Consider the following 19,396-nt stretch of genomic DNA (forward strand, 5'->3'; position numbering starts at 1 on the left):
TCGATTTTCTTTGTGAGGAGGAACATATATGACCCGCACGATCGTCGTGGGCGCCGGCATGACCGGGCTTTCCACCGCGTGGCATCTGCAAGAGTACGGCCATGAGGTGGAGGTGCTTGAGCGCATCGACGTGGCAGCAGGCTCGTCGTGGGGAAACGCCGGGTGGCTCGCCCCCGGCAAAACCATCCCGCTGTCCAACTCGAGCCTGTGGGCGTACGGCCCAACTGCACTGTTCGATAAACACGCCGCCCTCGACGTGCCCGTGCGCATCGACCCGAAGCTGTGGCGCTTTTGCGCAAACTTCATGGCGCACGCCACTGGGCGCGCCTGGGACAAGGCAATGGCGGGTCTGACCAAGGCTGACCTCGCCGCCCTCGCGGCGTTCGACGAGCTCGAGGCCGGCGGGGTCAACGCCGCAACGAACGAGGGCCCGTTCATCATCGGCTTTGAAAACGAGGGCAAGGCCGCAGGCTTTCTCAAAGAGGTCGAGGGGGCGCAGCGCCACGGCCAGGACATCCCCTTCGAGCAGATCACGCTTGACGACGCTCGTACCGATGCCCCGATGCTCACGGACAAGGTAGGCGCAACGTACCGCATGGGCGGCCAGCGCTTCATCGAGCCGGGCCCCTACTGCCAGGCCATCGCGGATTCCATCGTGGAGCGGCGGCAAGGTCACCACCGGCGTCGAAGTTGTTGAGGTCACCTCCACCCGCAAGCCGGCTGTAAATCTGGCGTCCGGCGAGTGGATCCAGGCCGACAACGTCGTTTTGGCCACGGGCGCGTGGCTGCCCAAGTTGGCGAAGGATCTGGGCGTGACCACGCTGGTGCAGGCGGGCCGAGGTTACTCCTTCTCGGTGGAGACGGACTCCCCCGCCACCTGCCCGGTGTACCTGCCGGACCCGAAGATCGCGTGCACCCCGTACCAGGGCCGCTTCCGCATCGCGGGGACCATGGAGTTCCGCGGTCCGGACGAGCCGTTCCAGCCGCGCCGCATTGCTTCTATCATTCACACCACGAAGCCCTTCTTCCAGGGCATCGACTGGGACGACCGCCAAGACGAGTGGGTGGGCTCCCGCCCGGTCACACCCGACGGCTTGCCGCTGGTGGGCACCACCAAGGTTCCGAACGTCTACACCAACGGCGGCCACGGCATGTGGGGCATCATTCTCGGTCCGCTGTCCGGCAAGATGCTGGCTAAGCAAATTGAAACCGGTGTGGTGGACGACACCATTAAACCCTTCGACCCGCTGCGCGGCCCCTTCGGCGGCCTCTAGCCACCACCAGGCACCCCCGGATACGCCTCGTATCCGGGGTTTTGGCGTGCTGAAAACTCGCGCGGTAAATATTTGTCCGAGCGCACACCTTTTGCTCTACATTGTTGTATATCACACCGGTTTACTTACGTGATAAGGAGCACACGGTGCCAAAGCTGTCAACCACTCAGACCCCGCCAACTAACAGCGCGGACCTCGACGCTGTCGTCGACGCTGCGATTGCCCGCGCGTACCACTGGATGGAGGCCACCGCGGACGCCGATGCCGACGACGCGCAGACCCAGCAGCTTGCAGAGATGCTGCGCGACGACAACGGCGTCCGGTTCACCATGGACTTCGTCGACCGCGTCATGCGCCCGGAGAACAACCGTGTCGCGGCGAACGCACTGCGCTCCATCACCAAAGGCGTCGACGCGTCTTTCTTGGGCAAGATCAACGCTCTGCTGGTCGGCACCGGCGCGTTTGTCGGCCCGTTCCTGCCGTTCGTTGTGGTCCCTGCAGCTCGCATGCGCCTGCGCCAACTCGTGGGCCACCTCGTGCTGGACGCAGAATCGGAGGCATTAAACCGCCTCCTCGACGGCGCCGAAAAGCGTGGCGAGCAGCTCAACCTCAACCTTCTCGGCGAGGCTGTGCTGGGCGAGAAGGAGGCGACCGATCGGGCTGAACGCACACTCAAACTCATTCAAAACCCGCGCGTGACCTACGTGTCCGTGAAGGCTTCCTCGATGGTTTCCCAGCTCAACCACTGGGATTACGAGGAGTGCGTGCGGCTCGTCAAAGATCGCATTCGCCCGCTCTACCGCGCGGCGCGCGACCGCAGCCCGCAGGTGTTCATCAACATGGACATGGAGGAATACCACGACCTGCATCTGACCATCGACGTGTTCACCCAGCTGCTCAGCGAAGACGAGTTCAAGGACTACCAAGGCGGCATCGTGCTGCAGGCTTATCTTCCGGACACGCTGGGCGCGCTGGAGTACCTGGCTGATTTTGCGCAGCAGCGTGTCGCCGCCAGCGGGTCGAAGATCAAGATCCGTCTGGTCAAGGGCGCCAATTTGTCCATGGAGCGCCACCACGCCGAGGTCAAGGGGTGGGAGCAGGCACCGTACCTGACCAAGGACGAAGTAGACGCGAACTACTACCGGCTGCTCGACTTCATCCTTCGCGCCGAATATGCCGACGCTGTGTCCATCGGCATCGCCTCGCACAACCTGTTTACCTCCGCACTCGCATACGAGCTGGCGCAGCGCCGCGGTGTCGGCGGCATGATCGACTCCGAAATGCTCCAAGGTATGTCGCCCGCGCAGCAGGAGATCGTCCGCGAGGCATTCGGCCGGCAGATCCTGTACACGCCGGTCGTGCGCAAGGAGGATTTCGATGTTGCGGTCAGCTACCTCGTCCGCCGTTTGGAGGAAAACGCCGCACCGCAGAACTTCCTCCACGCACTGTTCGCGCCGAAGACCGCCCAGCGCGACCCCATCAAGGAGCAGGAGCAGGTCTTCCGCTGGGCGGTAGACAACCGGTGGGACGTGCACAACGGCGCTAACCGCCTGCAGGACCGCAACCAGGAGACCCGGCGCGCCGTGGCGGACTCCTCGCAGACCACCGGTCGGTTCCACAACGAGCCCGACACCGACCCCGCTTTGGAGGCCAACCGCGCGTGGGCGGTCGAGCACCTGCAACACCCGCCCGCTGTAGACACTGGCGAGGAGGTCACCGACCCCGCAGCCGTCGCGAAGTACATCTCCCGCGCGAAGAGCGCCCAGGCGTCGTGGGGTGCGCGTACCGCAGACGAGCGGGCCGCAGTCCTCGAGGCCATCGGCGACGAGATTGCCCGCCGCCGAGGCGACTTCGTTGCCGTTGCCGCGCACGAGGCGGGAAAGACCATCGAACAATCCGACCCGGAGATCTCCGAGGCCATCGATTTCTTCGCCTACTACGCCGACAGCGCCCGCCGCTTGACGGACGTGGCGGCGGATTTCGAGCCGAACAAGCTCACCGTGGTGGTGCCGCCGTGGAACTTCCCCATCGCGATTCCCACCGGTGGTGTGATGGCGTCGCTGGCCGCCGGCTCCGCGGTCATTTTGAAGCCGGCCCCGCAGGTGACGCAGTGCGCCAAGCTCATCGCCGACTGCATCCAGACTGTCTTCGAGGACAAGGGAATCGATCCTGCCACGGTGCAGTACGTGCGCGCGGATGAAGGTGCGGCAGGAAAGGCGCTGCTGACTGACGATGCCGTCGACGCGATCATTCTCACGGGTGCCTCCGAGACGGCGCAGCTGTTTAAGTCATGGAACCCGAAACTCAACGTGATGGCGGAGACCTCGGGCAAAAACGCCATCATCATCACCGCCTCCGCGGACCCGGACCTTGCGGTGAACGATCTGTACCTGTCTGCGTTCGGCCACTCGGGCCAGAAGTGTTCCGCGGCATCCCTGGTAATCCTCATCGGTTCCGCTGGCGAATCCGAGCGTTTGAAAACCCAGCTGCTGGATGCCGCCTCCACCCTGGTTGTCGGACCAGGCACGGATCTTTCCACCACGATGAACGGTTTGATCGAGGCGCCGGGCGAGAAGTTGGAGCGCGGCCTGACTCAGCTTGAGCCGGGTGAGACGTGGCTGCTCAAACCGCAAAAGCTGGACGAGGAGGGCAAGTTCTGGTCCCCCGGTATCCGCGACGGCGTGATGCCCGGGTCCTGGTACCACCAGAACGAGTGCTTCGGTCCGGTGCTCGGCATCATGCACGCCAAGGATCTGGACGAGGCGATCGAGTGGCAGAACTCCACCGGGTTCGCGCTTACTGCCGGCATCCACACGCTCGACGGCGAGGAAATCACCACGTGGCTTGACCGTGTCGAGGCCGGCAACGTCTACGTCAACCGCGGCATTACCGGGGCGATTGTGCAGCGCCAGCCCTTCGGCGGCTGGAAGAAGTCTTCGGTCGGCCCCGGCGCGAAGGCGGGCGGCCCGAACTACGTGGCGCAGATGGGCACGTGGCGGGATCGCGCGGAGCTTGCGCCGTCGTTAGGCGTGAGCATTGCCGCGCCGGTGCGGGAGCTTCTCGACGCGTTCCGTCCCAACCTCTCGGCCGAGGACTTCGGGTGGCTCAGCCGCTGCGCCGAGTACGACCAGCGCGCGTGGGACAGCGAGTTCGGCCACGGCCACGACTACTCCGGGCTGCGCTCGGAGGCCAACATCTTCCGTTACCGCAACGCGCTCGAACCGGTGGTGGTCTATGTCGGCGAGCACTACGCGCTGCGCGCCGTGTACCGCCAGTTGCTCGCGTCCGCGATTACAGGCACGCCGGTGCGCGTGGTTGCGCAAGATGCCATCGCGCGTGAACTGGAGGCCTCCGGCGTGCCGGTCCACGCTTCAAGCGTGAGCGGCTCGCCTGCACGGATCCGCGTGATCGGCGACGCGCCGGAGCACCTGTACGGCGACGTGGCCACAGCTGTCTTCGACGGACCGGCGCTTCTCGACGGCCGCCGCGAGCTCCTGCCCTACCTGCTCGAGCAGTCTGTCTCCGCCACGTTGCACCGCTTCGGCGTCATCCACGACCCTGCAGGCATCCGGCAGGACTAGTTGGCCGGCTACGTGCTCAGCCCGCTCTAGGGCGCGGTTGCTTGACGACGAAAAACCTCCGGTGCCCCGCGCAATGCGGGTGCTACCGGAGGTTTTGTCGTCGATAAGCGAGTGCTTAGCACGCGTCCTCAATGGCGATTGCCTGGGCCACAGCCTGGACCACGCTGGCGACCTTGACGGCCTCCCAGACCTGCTCCTTGGTCACACCCTCCTCGCGGACGGTGTTCGCGTGGGCCACAGCGCAGTGCTCGCAGCCGTTGATGGTTGACACGGCCAAAGACCACAGCTCGAAGTCCGCCTTTTCCACGCCCGGCTTCGAGATGATGTTCATGCGAAGCCCGAACTTCACGTTGGCGTAGTCGTCGCCCAACCAGTTCTTCGCGCGGTAAGCGACGTTGTTCATCGCCATGACCGTGGCGGCGCCGCAAGCGGCCTCCACAGCTTCCTCGGAGAGGTGCTCCTTGGCTTCCTCTGCGATTTCGGCGATGACCTTCGCGTTACGCGTGGCTGCCGCGGACGCGAGCAGGGTACCCCAGAGCTGCTGCTCGCTGAGCTCGGTGGAGCGGGTCAGCGTACCGAGGTTGAGCTTCTGGTCCTTCGCGTACTCGGGCAGTGCGCCACGCAGATTCTCAATGGACATCGTGTACTCCTTTGCGGGGTGCCGAACGTATCGGCGGGGTTTTACTTCAGGGACTCCTGGACCACGGCCATCTTGTCGATGTTCTTGGTCGGGTCGTTCTTCTGCCAGTCGCAGGCGCAAACTTCCTCGGACTGCAGTGCGTCGAGGACACGCAGAACCTCGTCGACGTTGCGGCCGACAGCGTCCGGGGTGACGGAGACGAACTGGATGATGCCGTCCGGGTCGATGATGAAGGTGGCACGGTCGCAGACACCGTCGGCGTTTTCCACGCCGAGAGCACGGATCAGGTCGTGGCGCACGTCCGCGAACATCGGGAACGGGATGTCCAGCAGATCCTCGTGGGTCGCGCGCCAGTTGAAGTGGGAGTACTCGTTGTCGGTGGAGCCGCCGAGCACCTGGGTGTCGCGGTCCTCGAACTCCTCGTTGAGCTTGCCAAAGGCGGCGATCTCGGTCGGGCAGACGAAGGTGAAGTCCTTCGGGTAGAAGAAGACGATCTTCCACTTGCCCTCGTACTTATCCAGGGAGACGTTTTCGAAGTAGTCGTCCGGAGAAGCGGCGTTTGCTTCCTTCAGGTTGCCGCCCTTCAGTGCGACGAGGTCGAACTCCGGGAAGCGCTCCCCAACAGTCATGATCGGCATATGATTTCCTCCAAAGAAACTGGTCAAACGTATTTTCAACGGACAACTCCAGTATGACACAGTTCCCCGCGTCTTTCAACGTAAAAACCTATGAACTACGTGTATGTTAATAGGCATGAGCAATAAAGAGTACAAACCGACACTCGCTCAGCTCCGGACCTTTGTCACCGTTGCCGAGCAGAAACACTTCGTCGCCGCGGCAACCAAGCTCGGCATCTCACAGCCGTCGCTGTCCCAGGCGCTCGCCGCTTTAGAGACGGGCCTGGGCATCCAGCTCATCGAACGCTCCACCCGGCGCGTCATTGTCACCCCCACCGGCGAACAGCTGCTGCCTTTTGCCAAGGCGACGCTGGAAGCCGCGGACGCGTTTGTGGCGCAAGCCCGCGGCGCGCACGGCGTGTTGGCAGGCCCGCTCAACATTGGCGTGATCCCCACGGTTGCGCCGTACATCCTGCCGTCGCTGCTCACGCTGATCGAAGATGAATTCCCTGATCTCAAACCGCGCATCGTTGAAAACCAGACCGACGAGTTGCTGCAGAGGCTGCGCGACGGCCAGATCGACGTCGCCGTGCTGGCGACTCCGACCGCGGCCTCGGGGGTGGAGGACATTGCGCTTTACGACGAAGCGTTTGCCGTGGTCACCCAGCCCGAGCACCCGCTGGCGGGGCGCAAGGACCTCGACCTTAACTCGCTGGGCGATATCGAACTTCTCTTACTCGACGACGGTCATTGCCTGCGCGACCAGATCGTGGAGCTGTGCAAGATCGCCGAGGTCAACCGCACCCCCGGCTCGGAATCGGTCACCCGAGCAGCCTCGCTGACCACGGTGGTGCAGCTTGTGGTGGCGGGACTCGGCTCCACGCTTGTGCCCATGTCCGCCCTGGCCACCGAGTGCGCGCGACCGGGGGTCGCCGTAGCCACATTCGCGGACGGAGTGGACGCCAAGCGAACCGTTGGGCTGGCTATGCGGGCGTCCTCGCGCCGCCGCCAGGAATTCGAGCAACTGGGTGAGCTGGTCAAGCGCGCCCTGGATGAAGCGACAGAATCGAGCCGGGAGCTGCTGCCGCGCTAGACTCGCGCTCTGGTTATGAATGAGCACGCATCCCCCACTACTCCGCCGACGAAGCCGCAGTTGTACGAGGCGTTGGACGGTGTCCCGATCGCCGATGTCCGCAGGTTCCGGCGACGCTTGAAAAACGCCAAATCGCCCGAGGCGCTCGCAGCGATTGCAGGCGACGTGGCAGCAGCACGGGCAGCCGTGGACGAGCGCAACGCGCACATCCCCGAGATCACCTACCCGGAACAACTCCCGGTCTCCGCCCGGCGCGACGACATCATGGAGCTGGTGCGCGACAACCAGGTGGTGGTCATTGCAGGCGAAACCGGCTCCGGCAAGACCACTCAGATTCCGAAGATGTTGCTGGAGCTGGGCCGCGGACGCCGCGGCCTGATCGGGCACACGCAGCCGCGCAGGCTGGCCGCACGCACGGTGGCAGAGCGCATCGCCGACGAGCTGGGCCAAGACATCGGCGAATCCGTCGGCTACGCCATCCGTTTCGACGACCGCGTGTCCGAATCCACCGCAGTCAAGCTGATGACCGACGGCATCCTGCTCGCGGAGATGCAGCGCGACAGGTTCTTAAACGCCTACGACACGATCATCATCGACGAGGCGCACGAGCGCTCACTCAACATCGACTTTCTGCTCGGCTACCTCAAACGCCTGCTGCCGAAACGGCCGGATTTGAAGGTCATTGTCACTTCCGCGACCATCGACCCCGAGGCGTTTGCCTCCCACTTCGCCGACGCCGACGGCAACCCGGCACCCATTATCGAGGTCTCGGGCCGCACCTACCCGGTGGAGATCCGCTACCGCCCCCTAGTAGAGCAGGTGCAGGCGAAGGACGGTTCCGTCAAGGAGATCGACACCGACATGATCGACGGTGTCGTCGACGCCTGCAAAGAGCTCATGCGCGAAGGCGAGGGCGATATCCTGTGCTTTTTCGCCTCGGAACGAGACATCCGCGACTGTATGGAGGCCATTGAAAAGCAGCACTGGCGCGGCGTGGAGGTCGTGCCGCTGTTCGGCCGGCTGTCCAACGCCGAGCAGCACCGGGTGTTCTCACCGCACTCCGGCAGGCGGATCGTCCTTTCCACCAACATCGCGGAGACCTCTTTGACGGTACCGGGCATCCACTACGTGGTGGATACCGGTTTGGCCCGCATTTCGCGCTACTCCACACGCACCAAGGTGCAGCGCCTGCCCATCGAGGAGATCTCTCAAGCCTCCGCCAACCAGCGCTCCGGCCGCTCCGGCCGCACCGCCGATGGCGTGGCTATCCGCCTGTACTCGGAGGACAACTTCGAGGCCCGCCAGGAATTCACAGACCCGGAAATCTTGCGCACCAACCTCGCGTCTGTGGTTTTGCAGATGATCTCGCTGCGCCTGGGAGACATCACCGAGTTCCCCTTCATCCAGCCGCCAGACCACAAGGCCGTGCGCGACGGGCTGCTTTTGTTGCACGAGCTGGGCGCGATTTCCGACAAGGAGCGCGGCGGGGTGCCAGTGCTCACGGCGGTCGGACGAGACATCGCCCGCATCCCGGTCGATCCGAAGATGGCCCGCATGCTCGTAGAAGCCAACCGCCTCGGCGTGCTCGACGACGTCACCGTCATCGTCGCCAGCATGACCATCCAAGACGTCCGGGAGCGCCCGCTGGAACACCAGGCACAGGCGGACCAGGCGCATGCCAGGTTCAAAGACGCCACGTCAGACTTCTTGGCGTCGCTGAAGCTGTGGGACTACATCGGCGACTCGCGCCACGAGCTGTCCGGCAACGCCTTCCGCAAACGCATGAAGCGCGAATTCCTGCACTACATGCGCATCCGCGAGTGGTTCGACCTCGTGCGCCAGCTGCGCGACGTCGAACGCCAGCTGGGGTGGTCGCGCGCGGAAAACGTTGCAGGCGACCGCGACGCAGACGCGATACACAAGTCGTTGCTCACCGGCTTGCTGTCCAACATCGGCGCGCGTGACGGGAACTCGAAGGAGTTCCAAGGCGCGCGCGGTACGCGGTTTCTGGTCTTCCCTGGGTCGTCGCTAAGCAAAAAGCCCCCTGAGTTCATCATGGCCGCAGAACTGGTGGAAACTTCGCGCCTTTGGGCGCGCGACGTGGCAAAGATCGAGCCGGCCTGGGTCGAAGCTGCCGCCGGCGATTTGCTCAAGCACAGCTACTCCGAGCCAATCTGGTCACGTAAACGCTCTGCCGCAATGGTCCACCAAAAATCCATGCTCTACGGCGTGACCATCGTGCGCGACCGGCTGGTGCCCTACCACCGCGTTGACCCCGCGGGTGCGCGCAATATGTTCATCCGCCACGCCTTGCTGGAGGGTGATTGGAACCGCCACCACCACTTCATCGACCACAACGAGGCGCTGCTGGCTGAGGCTGCCGAGGTGGAGGAAAAGGTGCGCCGCCGCGGCTTAGTGGTCGACGAGGACACACTGTTCGAGTTTTACGACGCACGCCTGCCCGAGGACGTCACCACCGCACGCCACTTCGACTCCTGGTGGAAGAAGAAGCGCGCCAAGGACAAGCACTACCTCGACTTTGATCCGGCGACACTGCTGGACGACGAAGGCGTGGACTCCTCCACCAACGCCTTTCCCGAAGTCTGGCAGCAAGGCACCATCGACTACGCGCTGCGCTACAAGTTCGAGCCGGGCGATCCTTTCGACGGCGTGACCGTCGACGTACCCGTCCCGCTGTTGGCGAACCTCAGCCCGCACGGCTTTGACTGGCTCGTGCCGGGGCTGCGCTCAGAACTGGCTGCCGAATACATCCGGACCCTGCCCAAGGCACTGCGCAAAACCGTGGTGCCCGCACCGGACTTCGCGGAACGCGCGCTCGAGCTGATACAAAACCGAAAGGCCGCGGACGGCGCGAGTGAGCAGCAGTTGCGGCAGGAGCCCTTCGGCGACGTCTTGGCAGACGCACTGCGCTCGATCGGCGGACGCGGCATCAATGGCTCCGACTTCAACCCAGCTGCCCTGCCCGCGCACCTGAAGGTGACGTTCGCGGCGATCGACAGGCGCGGCAAGGTCGTCGACCACGACAAAGACCTCGACGCCTTAAAACGCCGGCAAGCGGGCAAGATCAAGTCTTCGGTGTCCAAGGCGGGGCGCACCTCCGAGTCTGAAGCTGTAGCGAAGTGGACCGCAGACTCTTTGGGCGCTGTGCCGGAAACCGTCACCACCACGATCGACGGCAACGACGTCGACGCCTTCCCGGCACTGGAAGCCACGAAGGACGGTGTGAAGGTCACGGTGCATCCGACGAAGGCCGCCGCAGACGCCTCCATGATCACCGCGACACTGACGCTGCTGTTGCGCGAGATCACCGTCAACCCCACCCAGATGACGAAGGGGCTGCCACTGCGTCAAAAGGTGGCCGTGGACCGCTACCCGCACGGCGGCGCCGAGGGTCTGGTGGAAGATGCCCGAGTGGCCGTCATCCGCGATGTGATGCTCTCCAGCGGCGGGCCGGTGCGCTCGCCTGAGGAGTTTGAGGCGCTGGTTGCAGAGATCCGGCCGCAGGTCGCTGGCGCGGTACGGCGAGTAGTAGTCACGCTCGCTCCGGCGCTGGCGGATTACGCCAACATGGCTTCGGAATTGCTGCATTGGGAAGGCCCAGCCATTGACGACATGAACTCGCAGCTCGCGTTTTTCCTGCCTAAACATGCTGTGACCGTGCACGGTATCGGCCATCTACAGCACCTGCCGCGCTACATCGAAGCCATGCGGATCCGCCTGGAGGATATGCGGCTGGACCCGGACCGGGATGCCGACAGGCAGTCCGTGATCGATGCGGTCAAGCGCTATTTGGCGCAGCGGATGAAGTCCCTCCCCGCGGGCCGAACGAAAACGAAAGCGTATAAGGACATCTTGTGGCTCATCGAAGAGCTGCGGGTGAGCTTGTTCGCACAGCGATTGGGCACACCGAAGCCGGTGAGCCAGCGGCGCATCGAGAAGAAGATCGACGCGTTGCGGTAACGCTGCGAGACCGCAGAGGCGCCGCCCTAGAAGTCCTCGCGGTCTCGGCGCCGCATGAGGCGAATTTCCGATTCGAAGTCGTCGGCACTTTCGAACGACTTGTACACGGAGGCGAATCGCAGGTAGGCAACCTCGTCGAGTGCACGCAAGGGCTCGAGCACCGCCAGGCCGATTTCGTTTGCCGGCACCTGCGAGCTTCCCTGCGCCCGAACCGTTTCCTCCACCTCCTGGGCGAGGCGTTTGAGTGCGTCGTCGGAGACATCCCTTCCCTGGCACGCCCTGCGCACACCGACGATCAGCTTGTCGCGGTCGAAAGGCTCGCTCACGCCGTTTCGCTTCACAACAGTCAGCACGGCCTTTTCTACCGTGGTGAACCGGCCCCCGCATTCCGTGCATTCCCGCCGCCTGCGAATGGCGGATCCAGCCTCGACTAAGCGGGAATCAGTGACGCGAGATTGCTCGTTGTGGCAAAAGGGACAAAACACTGCGTACTCCCCCGGTTGTCTAAACGGTGTGGCCTTGCCCCGAGTCTACGCCCCGCCTAACGCGCCGACGTCATCGCAGCGTTTTGGGCAGCGTGTCCGCTGGTCGCCACCTGGCCGTCACCTGCTCCCGCGAAAACCCCGCCGAATGCGGAACCAATGAGCAGCGCAGCGGTCATACCCGCCCCCAACAGCAACGTATCTCTCCGCTCGCGTCGGGTTTCGAACGCGCTGACGTCACCCGACCCCGCGATTGCCTCCTCCCGGTCCGAACGATCGTACTTTCGATGAGTCGCGGAAATCGTTCGAACTGATCCGCCGCCAGTCCGGCGCGGCTGAGTCGACTCAACGTCCCAAACCTCCGCGGGAGGCACCACAGACGGCGCGGTGCTGCCAAAGTGAAATGCATTCTGTGCTGGGTTGATTGCAACGGCCATTACCGTCTCCTTTCGTTCTGCGGCACACCTTACGTTCGGCGCCGACACGCTCGAATGTTCTAACGTTCATGTGTTCGAATACGCTGACGTGTTCGATTTATAGCAAAGCGGTAGCCCCGTGTCCAGCCCACACAGGAAATCATCGAACATGAGTGCCCTATCTGGTAGGTTGTTTGCGCAGAGACCACTCGCCGAGCACTAGGAGCAAACATGGCACGAAAGAAGGCCGACCAGGGCACGCCCGACTACAACTCGCTCTCCGACCGCCAGCGCCGCATTTTGCAGGTCATCCAGGACGCTGTCGTGCTGCGGGGCTACCCGCCGAGCATCCGCGAGATCGGAGATGCCGCCGGACTGCAATCCACCTCCTCCGTTGCGTACCAGCTCAAGGAGCTGGAGAAGAAGGGCTTTTTGCGGCGCGACCCGAACAAGCCGCGCGCAGTGGACTTGCGCCAGTTGCCGGAGCACGGCCGCAAGAAGCGCAAGCCGCAGGAGGAGAAGCCGGAAGATTCCTCGAACGCTCGCTACGTGCCGGTGGTCGGCCAGATCGCCGCAGGCGCTCCCATCCTCGCCGAGGAGAACGTGGATAACTACTACCCCTTGCCGGAAGAGCTGCTCGGCGACGGCGATTTCTTCATGCTGAAAGTCGTCGGCGAATCCATGCGCGAAGCCGGCATCCTGGACGGCGATTGGGTTGTGGTGCGCTCGCAGCCGAACGCCGAGGAGGGCGAGTTTGTTGCGGCGTTGCTCGACGGAGAGGCAACGGTGAAGGAGTTCCACCGCGATTCCTCCGGTGTCTGGCTGCTCCCCCACAATGAGGCGTTTGAGCCGATCAAGGGCGACGAAGCGGAGATCATGGGTCGCGTCATCTCGGTGTTCCGTACGCTGTAAGCAGTGCGCGTTCGCACACGCGAGCGCCTCACCAGCAGCTTTACGCATAGGGACAAGGTCCCGAATATACGCGCAGGAGAATCTATGTACGCCGAAGAGCGCAGACGCCAGATTGCGTCGCTGACCGCTGTGGAAGGCCGCGTCAACGTCACCGAGCTGGCGGAGCGCTTCGACGTGACGGCAGAGACGATTCGCCGCGATCTGTCAGCTCTGCACGACGAAGGCGTCGTCCACCGCGTACACGGTGGCGCGGTTGCCAGCCAGTCCTACCGCAGCACCGAGCTGCCTTTGGATGCTCGGCAGCGTGCCTCGTCGTCAGCGAAGGCCGCAATCGCGGAATGCGCCCTCCAGTTCATTCCGGAAAGCCCGAGCAGCACGATCTTTCTCGATTCCGGATCTTCCATTGGCATGCTCGGTCAGCGCATCGCCGAAACCAGTGCCGATCGCGAGTATTCGGTGGTGACCAATTCAATTCCCACTGCCTTGGACCTCAGCGTCTCCGGCCTCCACGATGTGCAGCTGCTCGGGGGAACGGTCCGCCCAATCAGCCAGGCGGTAGTGGGCAGCACGGCACTGCGCACCCTCGCACTTCTGCGAGCCGATGTCGCGTTCGTCGGCACCAACGCCCTGTCCATACAGCACGGCCTGTCCACGGCTGATGCGCAAGAGGCGGCAGTCAAAGCCGCGATGGTCACGAACGCCCACAAGGTGGTTGTGTTGTGCGATTCCACCAAGTTGGGCAATGACTACGTCGTCAGCTTTGCACCCTTGAGCGAGATTGATGTGGTGGTCACGGACAGCGAGGCTCCCCCGACATTTCTCGACGAACTTCGCTCCCACGGTATTGAAGTGGTCCTCGCAGGCGCGCAGTAAGCCCCGCGGCTCAGTCCTAGACGGCCGTTGTGGCGGCGCGGCCGTGAACGGTCCTACACTCGGTACAAAGTACTGCAACAGAAAATCAGAAAGGACCCCGTATGGCTTCCAAGACCGTCAAGGTCGGTTCCACTGTCGGGCTGCACGCTCGCCCCGCTACCGTCATCGCCGATGCTGCCGGAGAATACGACGACGAAATCCTGCTCACCCTCGTGGGCGGCGATGACGATGACGAGACGGATGCTGCTTCGTCGCTGATGATTATGGCCATGGGCGCCGAGCACGGCGATGAAGTGACCGTCACTTCCGAAAACGCCGACGCTGTGGAAAAGATTGCAGCGCTCATTGAGCAGAACCTGGACGAAGAGTAGCCAGCTTCCGCTTGACGACGAGCTCACGCCCGGACGACGGTCCGGGCGTTTTGCTTTGCATGGTGCCGCTTTGCCTACTGCGAAAACGTCGACGGCTTGGAAGTGTCGAAGCCGGAGCGGTAGCGCCCTTCGCCGAAGGTGTTGTACGCCAAACGCATGAGCGGGTAGATCACGATGATGCCCACGGATCCCAGCGCGATGCCCTCAAGCGTGACCGCACCAAGGTCGAAAGTGAGGTTGCCGATACCGACGATGAGCGCCACTGCAGCGGCGGTGAGGTTGACTGGATCCGTGAAGTCGACCTTGTTGTCCTGCCAGATGCGCACGCCCAACATGCCGATCAGGCCGTAGAGCACGAGACATGCGCCGCCGAGCACGCCGGCGGGGATGGTGAAGATGACCGCGCCGAACTTCGGGATGAACGCCAGCACGATTGCGAACGCGGCGGCGACCCAGTACGCGGCGGTCGAGTACACCTTCGTCGCCGCCATCACACCGATGTTTTCTGCGTAGGTGGTGGTACCGGATCCGCCGAAGCCGCCTGCGAGCGTGGTGGCGATGCCGTCGCCGATCAGCGCGCGTCCCTGCATGTCGTCGAGGTTGCGGCCGGTCATCTCGGATACAGCCTTGACGTGGCCGACGTTTTCGGCGATCAGCACGACCAGCACCGGCAGCGTCACCAGCACCGCAGAGAGGTGGAATTCGTGCCGGTGGAACTGCGGCAGGCCCACCCACGGCGCGTCGGCGATGGTCTGCATCGCATCCTCGCCGAGCCCGCCTGTACACGCGGCGAACATCCAGCCCACCAGCACTCCGATCAGGATTGACAGGCGCGACAGCATGCCCCTGGTGGCCACTGTCACCACCACGACCGTCAGCAGCGTCACCCCGGCCACCCACGGCTGCGTTTCCACATTGGAAACCGCCGTCGGGGCCAGGTTGAAACCGATCAGCGCCACGATGGCGCCGGTTACCACCGGCGGCATCACAGCGTCGATGACGCGTTTGCCCGCCCATTCGACCACAACGCCCACGAGAATAAGTGCAACGCCGGTCAGCAGCACGCCGCCGAGCTGGGCTCCCACCCCGTACTGCTGCGACGCCGTCAGCGGAGCGATGAAGGCGAAGGAGGATCCGAGGTAGCTCGGCACCTTGTTGCGCGTCAGCAGCAGGAAAATAATGGTGCCCACGCCGGAAAACAGCAGCGTGGTGTTGACCGGGAAACCGGTGAGTGTAGGTACGAGCAGCGTCGCGCCGAACATAGCCACGACGTGTTGCATGCCGATGCCGATGGTGCGCGGCCAGCTCAACCGCTCGTCCGGGGCGACAACCGCCCCGGGGCGCACTGTGCGCCCATCTCCATGCAGGGACCAACCAAATTTATGCGTCACAAAGCACCATTATCGCCCCAAAGAGCAATTCTCCCGCCGCGGGGGTGGCGGCTGCCGGATTGAAGGGGATGACCGGCCTGACGCTCAACGCAGCCTTGCTATCTTGAGCTGCATGGATATCATTGTGCGCCCCACAGCTGAAAAGGTCGGCGTCGCCGCCGCCGACCTTATTGAACCGTTCGTGCGCAGGGGTGCAACCCTTGGCCTGGCCACGGGCTCGACGCCGAACCCGCTTTACATGGAGCTGGCGCGCCGCCACCGCGAAGAGGACCTGAGCTTTGCCGAGTGCGACGCGTTCCTCCTCGACGAGTATGTGGGACTGGAGCGCACGGACGAGCAGTCCTACTACGCCACCATTCGTCGCGAGTTCACCCGCCATATCGATATCGACGACGAAAAGGTCCACTCACTCAACGGCCTAGCGGAGGATCCGGAGGCGGAGGCCCGAAGCTACGAGGAGCGTATCCATGCGGCTGGCGGGGTGGATGTGCAGATTCTCGGAGTGGGCGCCAACGGCCACATCGCCTTCAACGAGCCGCCGAGTCCGCTGGATTCACGCACGCGCCAGATCGACCTGCACCCCACCACCGTTGCCGACAACGCCCGCTTTTTCGACAACGAGGACCAAGTGCCGCGCACAGCTCTGACCCAGGGGGTGGGCACGATCATGGAGGCGCACACCATCGTGCTCATCGCCACCGGCGCACACAAAGCCGAAGCGGTCAAGGCGCTCGTGGAGGGCCCGGTGACTCCGGGGTGCCCGGCATCGGTGCTGCAAAACCACCCGCGAGCCACCATCATCCTCGACGAAGACGCGGCGTCGAAGCTTGAGCGCTAGCTCACCACGAATTCTGCGTACTGCTCGGCCAGCACGCGCGGGAGGCGGACGTCGATACGCGTGCCCGCTTCCTCGTACTCCTCGTTGCGCACAGTGCCCTCATCGTGGACGCGGCTGACCACGTCGCCGCGGGTGTAGGGCACGACCATGGTCACGTGCGCTTCGATGGAGTTGAGGTGCTGCTCAATGCGTCCCTCTAACTCCTCAATGCCTTCACCGGTGCGGGCGGAGACAAACACCGCCGTGCGGCCGGTCTTTTCAAAAGCGTGCCGCAGCTCCGCTAGCACGAGGGCATCAGCCTCGTCGATCTTGTTCACCACCACGATCTCCGGCGGCATCTCCTCGCCCGAATCGCGGGTGACTTCCGCCAGCACCTCGTTGACGGCTTCAATCTGCTTCAAGGGAAACGGGTCGGAGCCGTCCACCACGTGGAGCACGAGGTCTGCGCCGGCGACTTCTTCCAGCGTCGACTTGAACGCCTCCACCAACTGCGTGGGCAGGTGGCGCACGAAACCGACCGTGTCGGTGAACACCACGTTGCGCCCGTCGGCCAACTTCGCCCGCCGCGTGGAGGGGTCCAGGGTGGCAAACAACGCGTCTTCCACCAGCACACCCGCCCCCGTCATCGCGTTGATCAGCGAGGACTTGCCGGCGTTGGTGTAGCCGGCAATAGCGATCTTCGGGATGGTGGAGCGCTGTCGCTGTGCACGTTTGACCTCGCGTGCGGTGGTCATGTCGCGCAACTGGTGGCGCAGCTTGGCCATCTCGGTGCGCAGACGGCGACGATCCGCCTCAATACGGGTCTCGCCAGGACCGCGCAGGCCCACGCCGCCGTTGGAGCCAGCGCGGCCACCTGCCTGGCGCGACAGGTTGCCGCCCCAACCGCGGGTGCGGCTGTACAGGTATTCCATCTGGGCCAAACTGACCTGGGCTTTGCCCTCCTTGCTCTTCGCGTGCTGAGCAAAGATGTCCAGGATGAGCATGGTGCGGTCGATCACCTTGATCTTCAACGCCTCCTCCAGCGCGATCATCTGCGACGGCGAGAGTTCGCCGTCGAAGATTACGGTGTCCGCACTCGTGGCCTGCGCAATCTCGCGCAGCTCCGCCACCTTGCCCGAGCCGATGTACGTGCCTGGATCCGGCTTGTCGCGCTTTTGGTAGAGCATGTCCAGCACCTGCGCGCCAGCGGTCTTCGCCAGCGCGGCGAGTTCCCACATGCTCGCCTCAATTTCGCCGACCGTTCCCTCGGTCCAGGCACCGACGAGGAGCACCTGCTCGAGGCGCAGCTTGCGGTACTCCACCTCGTATTCGCCGGCAGAGTCCTCTGAACGCAGCTCGGTGGCTCCAGTAACGGAGCGAAAAGAGTTACGCTCCGCCAAGTCCATCGCGCCGACCGTCGGTTCCGCGCCGGGTTGCGGCTCGTTGTGGCGAAACGCCTGCTGCAGCAGCTCCTCGTGGGCACGCTGCTCGGGCGTCAATTCGTCGTCAAGCAAAAAGCGATCTTTCCTGTCTTGTGTATCTATCACAGTCATATCTACCCCAAAGAACACGGGCAAGCCTAGAATTCTTCCCGGCTTGCGCCATGGTTTGGGCTCCCTTTTGCGCCACGGTCTAGAATCGACACCCATGAGCACAGCAGTGAGCACTGATCTTTCCGCACTCGGTTTCAACTTTGACAAGTGGCAAGACGCAGTGGAAGCCGCCATCGCCACGGACCGTCTCGCCGTGGTAGGCGAGGTACGTGGGGGCCAGCTGATCCAGTACACGGACCCGTCAGGCGCGCAACTGAACATCCTCGCCGTCGAGCCGTTCGCAACCTTCGCCGGCTTTGAGTCGGTCACCCGCACCTACGCGCACATCACGCCGCTCAGCGACGTGGTCGCGCTCGCCGACATCATCGACCCGCGGGGCAACTCCATGGCGACGCTGACTGTGAATCTGGCGCAGGAGCCTTTGCTTGTGGACGACTCGGCGTTGGAGTGGCAGGAGCTCGCAGTGACAGCACTCGGCCTGGCTGTGGAGCGCTACGAGTCCACCGACGCCTACCTCGCCCTCCACCCGGGCGAGGTCGTGGGCACCATTTCTTCCCCGGGTGCGGACGCAGTAGCGAACGCCAGCGCGACGACCCCGGACGCCAGCGCGGAGTTTTCCGCCCGCGTGCTGGAAGCGGAGTACCGCACCTCCGCGCTGACTGGCCAGCGCTTCATCCACGTCTCCGTCGACGCGGCCTTCCCGTTCGACGTGTGCCTGCCCGACGGCGACCTGCCTGCGCGCGACTCGGTGCTTGCGGGTACCGCCGTGATGGCCGGTTCTATCCCCACCCCGTCCAACGGCGGCTGCGGCTGCGGCGGGTCCTGCGGGTGCGGCGGACACTAGCCGTGTAAGAGGTGCACCATGAGCTCACCGGACAAGGATCTTTCCCGAGCGCTCCTCGGAGCGCTGGTGCTTGCTGCCTGTGTGCTGCTCGTGCTCACGCTGAAGTTGCCCGGCCTGCTGCTTTCCGTGCTGCTGGTGATCGGCGCGTTCTTGTTCGCCCGGCGGCTGCAGACCAACCCGGAGACTGTGGCAATCCGCTCGTCGCTGCAATACGCCCGCGACGACATCGCCGAGGTGCTCGACGCCTACGAGCAGCTAAAGCACGGCGCGAACGCATCCGACATCGCGGACCGCACCTTGCACTACCCCGCCCTGGCGAACCCAGATAATTCGGTGCCACAGGTCAACGAGTTTCTACTCCGCGCGTCATCCGCCCGGCGCTTCTTGGAGCGCATCGACGGCTACCTGGAGTCCGCATCCACCGACAAGGCACAACTAGAGCGCATCCTCACCGTCGCCGACGAGCGTGCCTTCGAGCTACAGGAGGCCTGGGACGACGCACGCCGGGCCGCGAAGGAAATCGGCCCGGCGTAAGCGCTGCGCTACCGGTT

General features: G+C 63.9%; 14 protein-coding genes and 1 pseudogene. 10 read left to right on the forward strand and 5 right to left on the reverse strand.

From position 1 onward, the window contains the following. The first annotated feature begins 28 nt into the window (after nt 1-28). Both CFOUR_RS06640 and CFOUR_RS06645 read left to right on the forward strand, forming a co-directional pair. Nucleotides 29-1,274: pseudogene (locus CFOUR_RS06640) on the forward strand (NAD(P)/FAD-dependent oxidoreductase). 146 nt (nt 1,275-1,420) lie between these two features. After that, the gene (locus CFOUR_RS06645; protein ID WP_230471855.1) at nt 1,421-4,855 is read left to right on the forward strand and encodes a bifunctional proline dehydrogenase/L-glutamate gamma-semialdehyde dehydrogenase; all 3,435 of its coding nucleotides are present in this window, start codon (nt 1,421-1,423) and stop codon (nt 4,853-4,855) included. 115 nt (nt 4,856-4,970) lie between these two features. On the opposite strand, the gene ahpD is transcribed toward CFOUR_RS06645, so the two are convergent. Both ahpD and CFOUR_RS06655 read right to left on the reverse strand, forming a co-directional pair. Further along, nucleotides 4,971-5,495 (reverse strand): alkylhydroperoxidase, AhpD family, encoded by a 525-nt coding sequence (ahpD, locus tag CFOUR_RS06650; protein WP_085958100.1) that lies wholly within the window; start codon nt 5,493-5,495, stop codon nt 4,971-4,973. A gap of 41 nt (nt 5,496-5,536) precedes the next feature. Further along, complete coding sequence (locus CFOUR_RS06655) at nt 5,537-6,133, reverse strand: peroxiredoxin (protein WP_085958101.1); 597 nt, start codon at nt 6,131-6,133, stop codon at nt 5,537-5,539. A gap of 115 nt (nt 6,134-6,248) precedes the next feature. Between CFOUR_RS06655 and CFOUR_RS06660 the strand changes: the two genes are divergently transcribed. After that, nucleotides 6,249-7,205 carry a hydrogen peroxide-inducible genes activator gene (locus CFOUR_RS06660; RefSeq protein WP_085958102.1) on the forward strand — a complete coding sequence of 319 codons (957 nt, stop codon included), beginning with the start codon at nt 6,249-6,251 and terminating at the stop codon, nt 7,203-7,205. 15 nt (nt 7,206-7,220) lie between these two features. Beyond that, nucleotides 7,221-11,186, forward strand: coding sequence for an ATP-dependent RNA helicase HrpA (gene hrpA, locus CFOUR_RS06665; RefSeq protein WP_085958103.1), 3,966 nt, complete (start codon nt 7,221-7,223; stop codon nt 11,184-11,186). A gap of 26 nt (nt 11,187-11,212) precedes the next feature. On the opposite strand, the gene nrdR is transcribed toward hrpA, so the two are convergent. After that, nucleotides 11,213-11,671: a transcriptional regulator NrdR gene (gene nrdR / locus CFOUR_RS06670; protein WP_085958104.1), complete on the reverse strand. Its 459-nt coding sequence runs from the start codon at nt 11,669-11,671 to the stop codon at nt 11,213-11,215. Between the two features lie 644 nt (nt 11,672-12,315). Between nrdR and lexA the strand changes: the two genes are divergently transcribed. From lexA to CFOUR_RS06685, 3 genes are all read left to right on the forward strand, one after another. After that, nucleotides 12,316-12,996, forward strand: a complete 681-nt coding sequence (gene lexA / locus CFOUR_RS06675) for a transcriptional repressor LexA (RefSeq protein WP_085958106.1) — start codon at nt 12,316-12,318, stop codon at nt 12,994-12,996. Nucleotides 12,997-13,080: 84 nt separating this feature from the next. Further along, nucleotides 13,081-13,869 (forward strand): DeoR/GlpR family DNA-binding transcription regulator, encoded by a 789-nt coding sequence (locus CFOUR_RS06680; protein ID WP_085958107.1) that lies wholly within the window; start codon nt 13,081-13,083, stop codon nt 13,867-13,869. 101 nt (nt 13,870-13,970) lie between these two features. Further along, nucleotides 13,971-14,240, forward strand: coding sequence for an HPr family phosphocarrier protein (locus tag CFOUR_RS06685; RefSeq protein ID WP_085958108.1), 270 nt, complete (start codon nt 13,971-13,973; stop codon nt 14,238-14,240). A gap of 74 nt (nt 14,241-14,314) precedes the next feature. Here the strand turns inward: CFOUR_RS06685 and CFOUR_RS06690 are convergent, their stop codons facing one another. Then, a complete protein-coding gene (locus CFOUR_RS06690; protein ID WP_085958109.1) occupies nt 14,315-15,631 on the reverse strand; it encodes a uracil-xanthine permease family protein in 1,317 nt (438 codons plus the stop codon). A 112-nt stretch (nt 15,632-15,743) separates the two neighbouring features. Here CFOUR_RS06690 and nagB point away from each other — a divergent pair, with 112 nt between their 5' ends. Beyond that, on the forward strand, nt 15,744-16,469 hold the full coding sequence (gene nagB / locus CFOUR_RS06695) for a glucosamine-6-phosphate deaminase (protein ID WP_085958110.1): 726 nt from the start codon (nt 15,744-15,746) through the stop codon (nt 16,467-16,469). On the opposite strand, the gene hflX is transcribed toward nagB, so the two are convergent. Further along, nucleotides 16,466-18,001, reverse strand: a complete 1,536-nt coding sequence (gene hflX, locus CFOUR_RS06700; RefSeq protein ID WP_085958111.1) for a GTPase HflX — start codon at nt 17,999-18,001, stop codon at nt 16,466-16,468. The two genes, nagB and hflX, sit on opposite strands and share 4 nt — an antisense overlap. Nucleotides 18,002-18,095: 94 nt before the next feature. On the opposite strand from hflX, the gene CFOUR_RS06705 reads away from it, so the two are divergent. Continuing rightward, the gene (locus tag CFOUR_RS06705) at nt 18,096-18,845 is read left to right on the forward strand and encodes a hypothetical protein (RefSeq protein WP_085958112.1); all 750 of its coding nucleotides are present in this window, start codon (nt 18,096-18,098) and stop codon (nt 18,843-18,845) included. 18 nt (nt 18,846-18,863) lie between these two features. Then, nucleotides 18,864-19,379 carry a hypothetical protein gene (locus tag CFOUR_RS06710; protein WP_085958113.1) on the forward strand — a complete coding sequence of 172 codons (516 nt, stop codon included), beginning with the start codon at nt 18,864-18,866 and terminating at the stop codon, nt 19,377-19,379. Nucleotides 19,380-19,396: the final 17 nt, after the last annotated feature.

The sequence above is a fragment of the Corynebacterium fournieri genome, from assembly GCF_030408775.1.
GTDB lineage: Bacteria > Actinomycetota > Actinomycetes > Mycobacteriales > Mycobacteriaceae > Corynebacterium > Corynebacterium fournieri.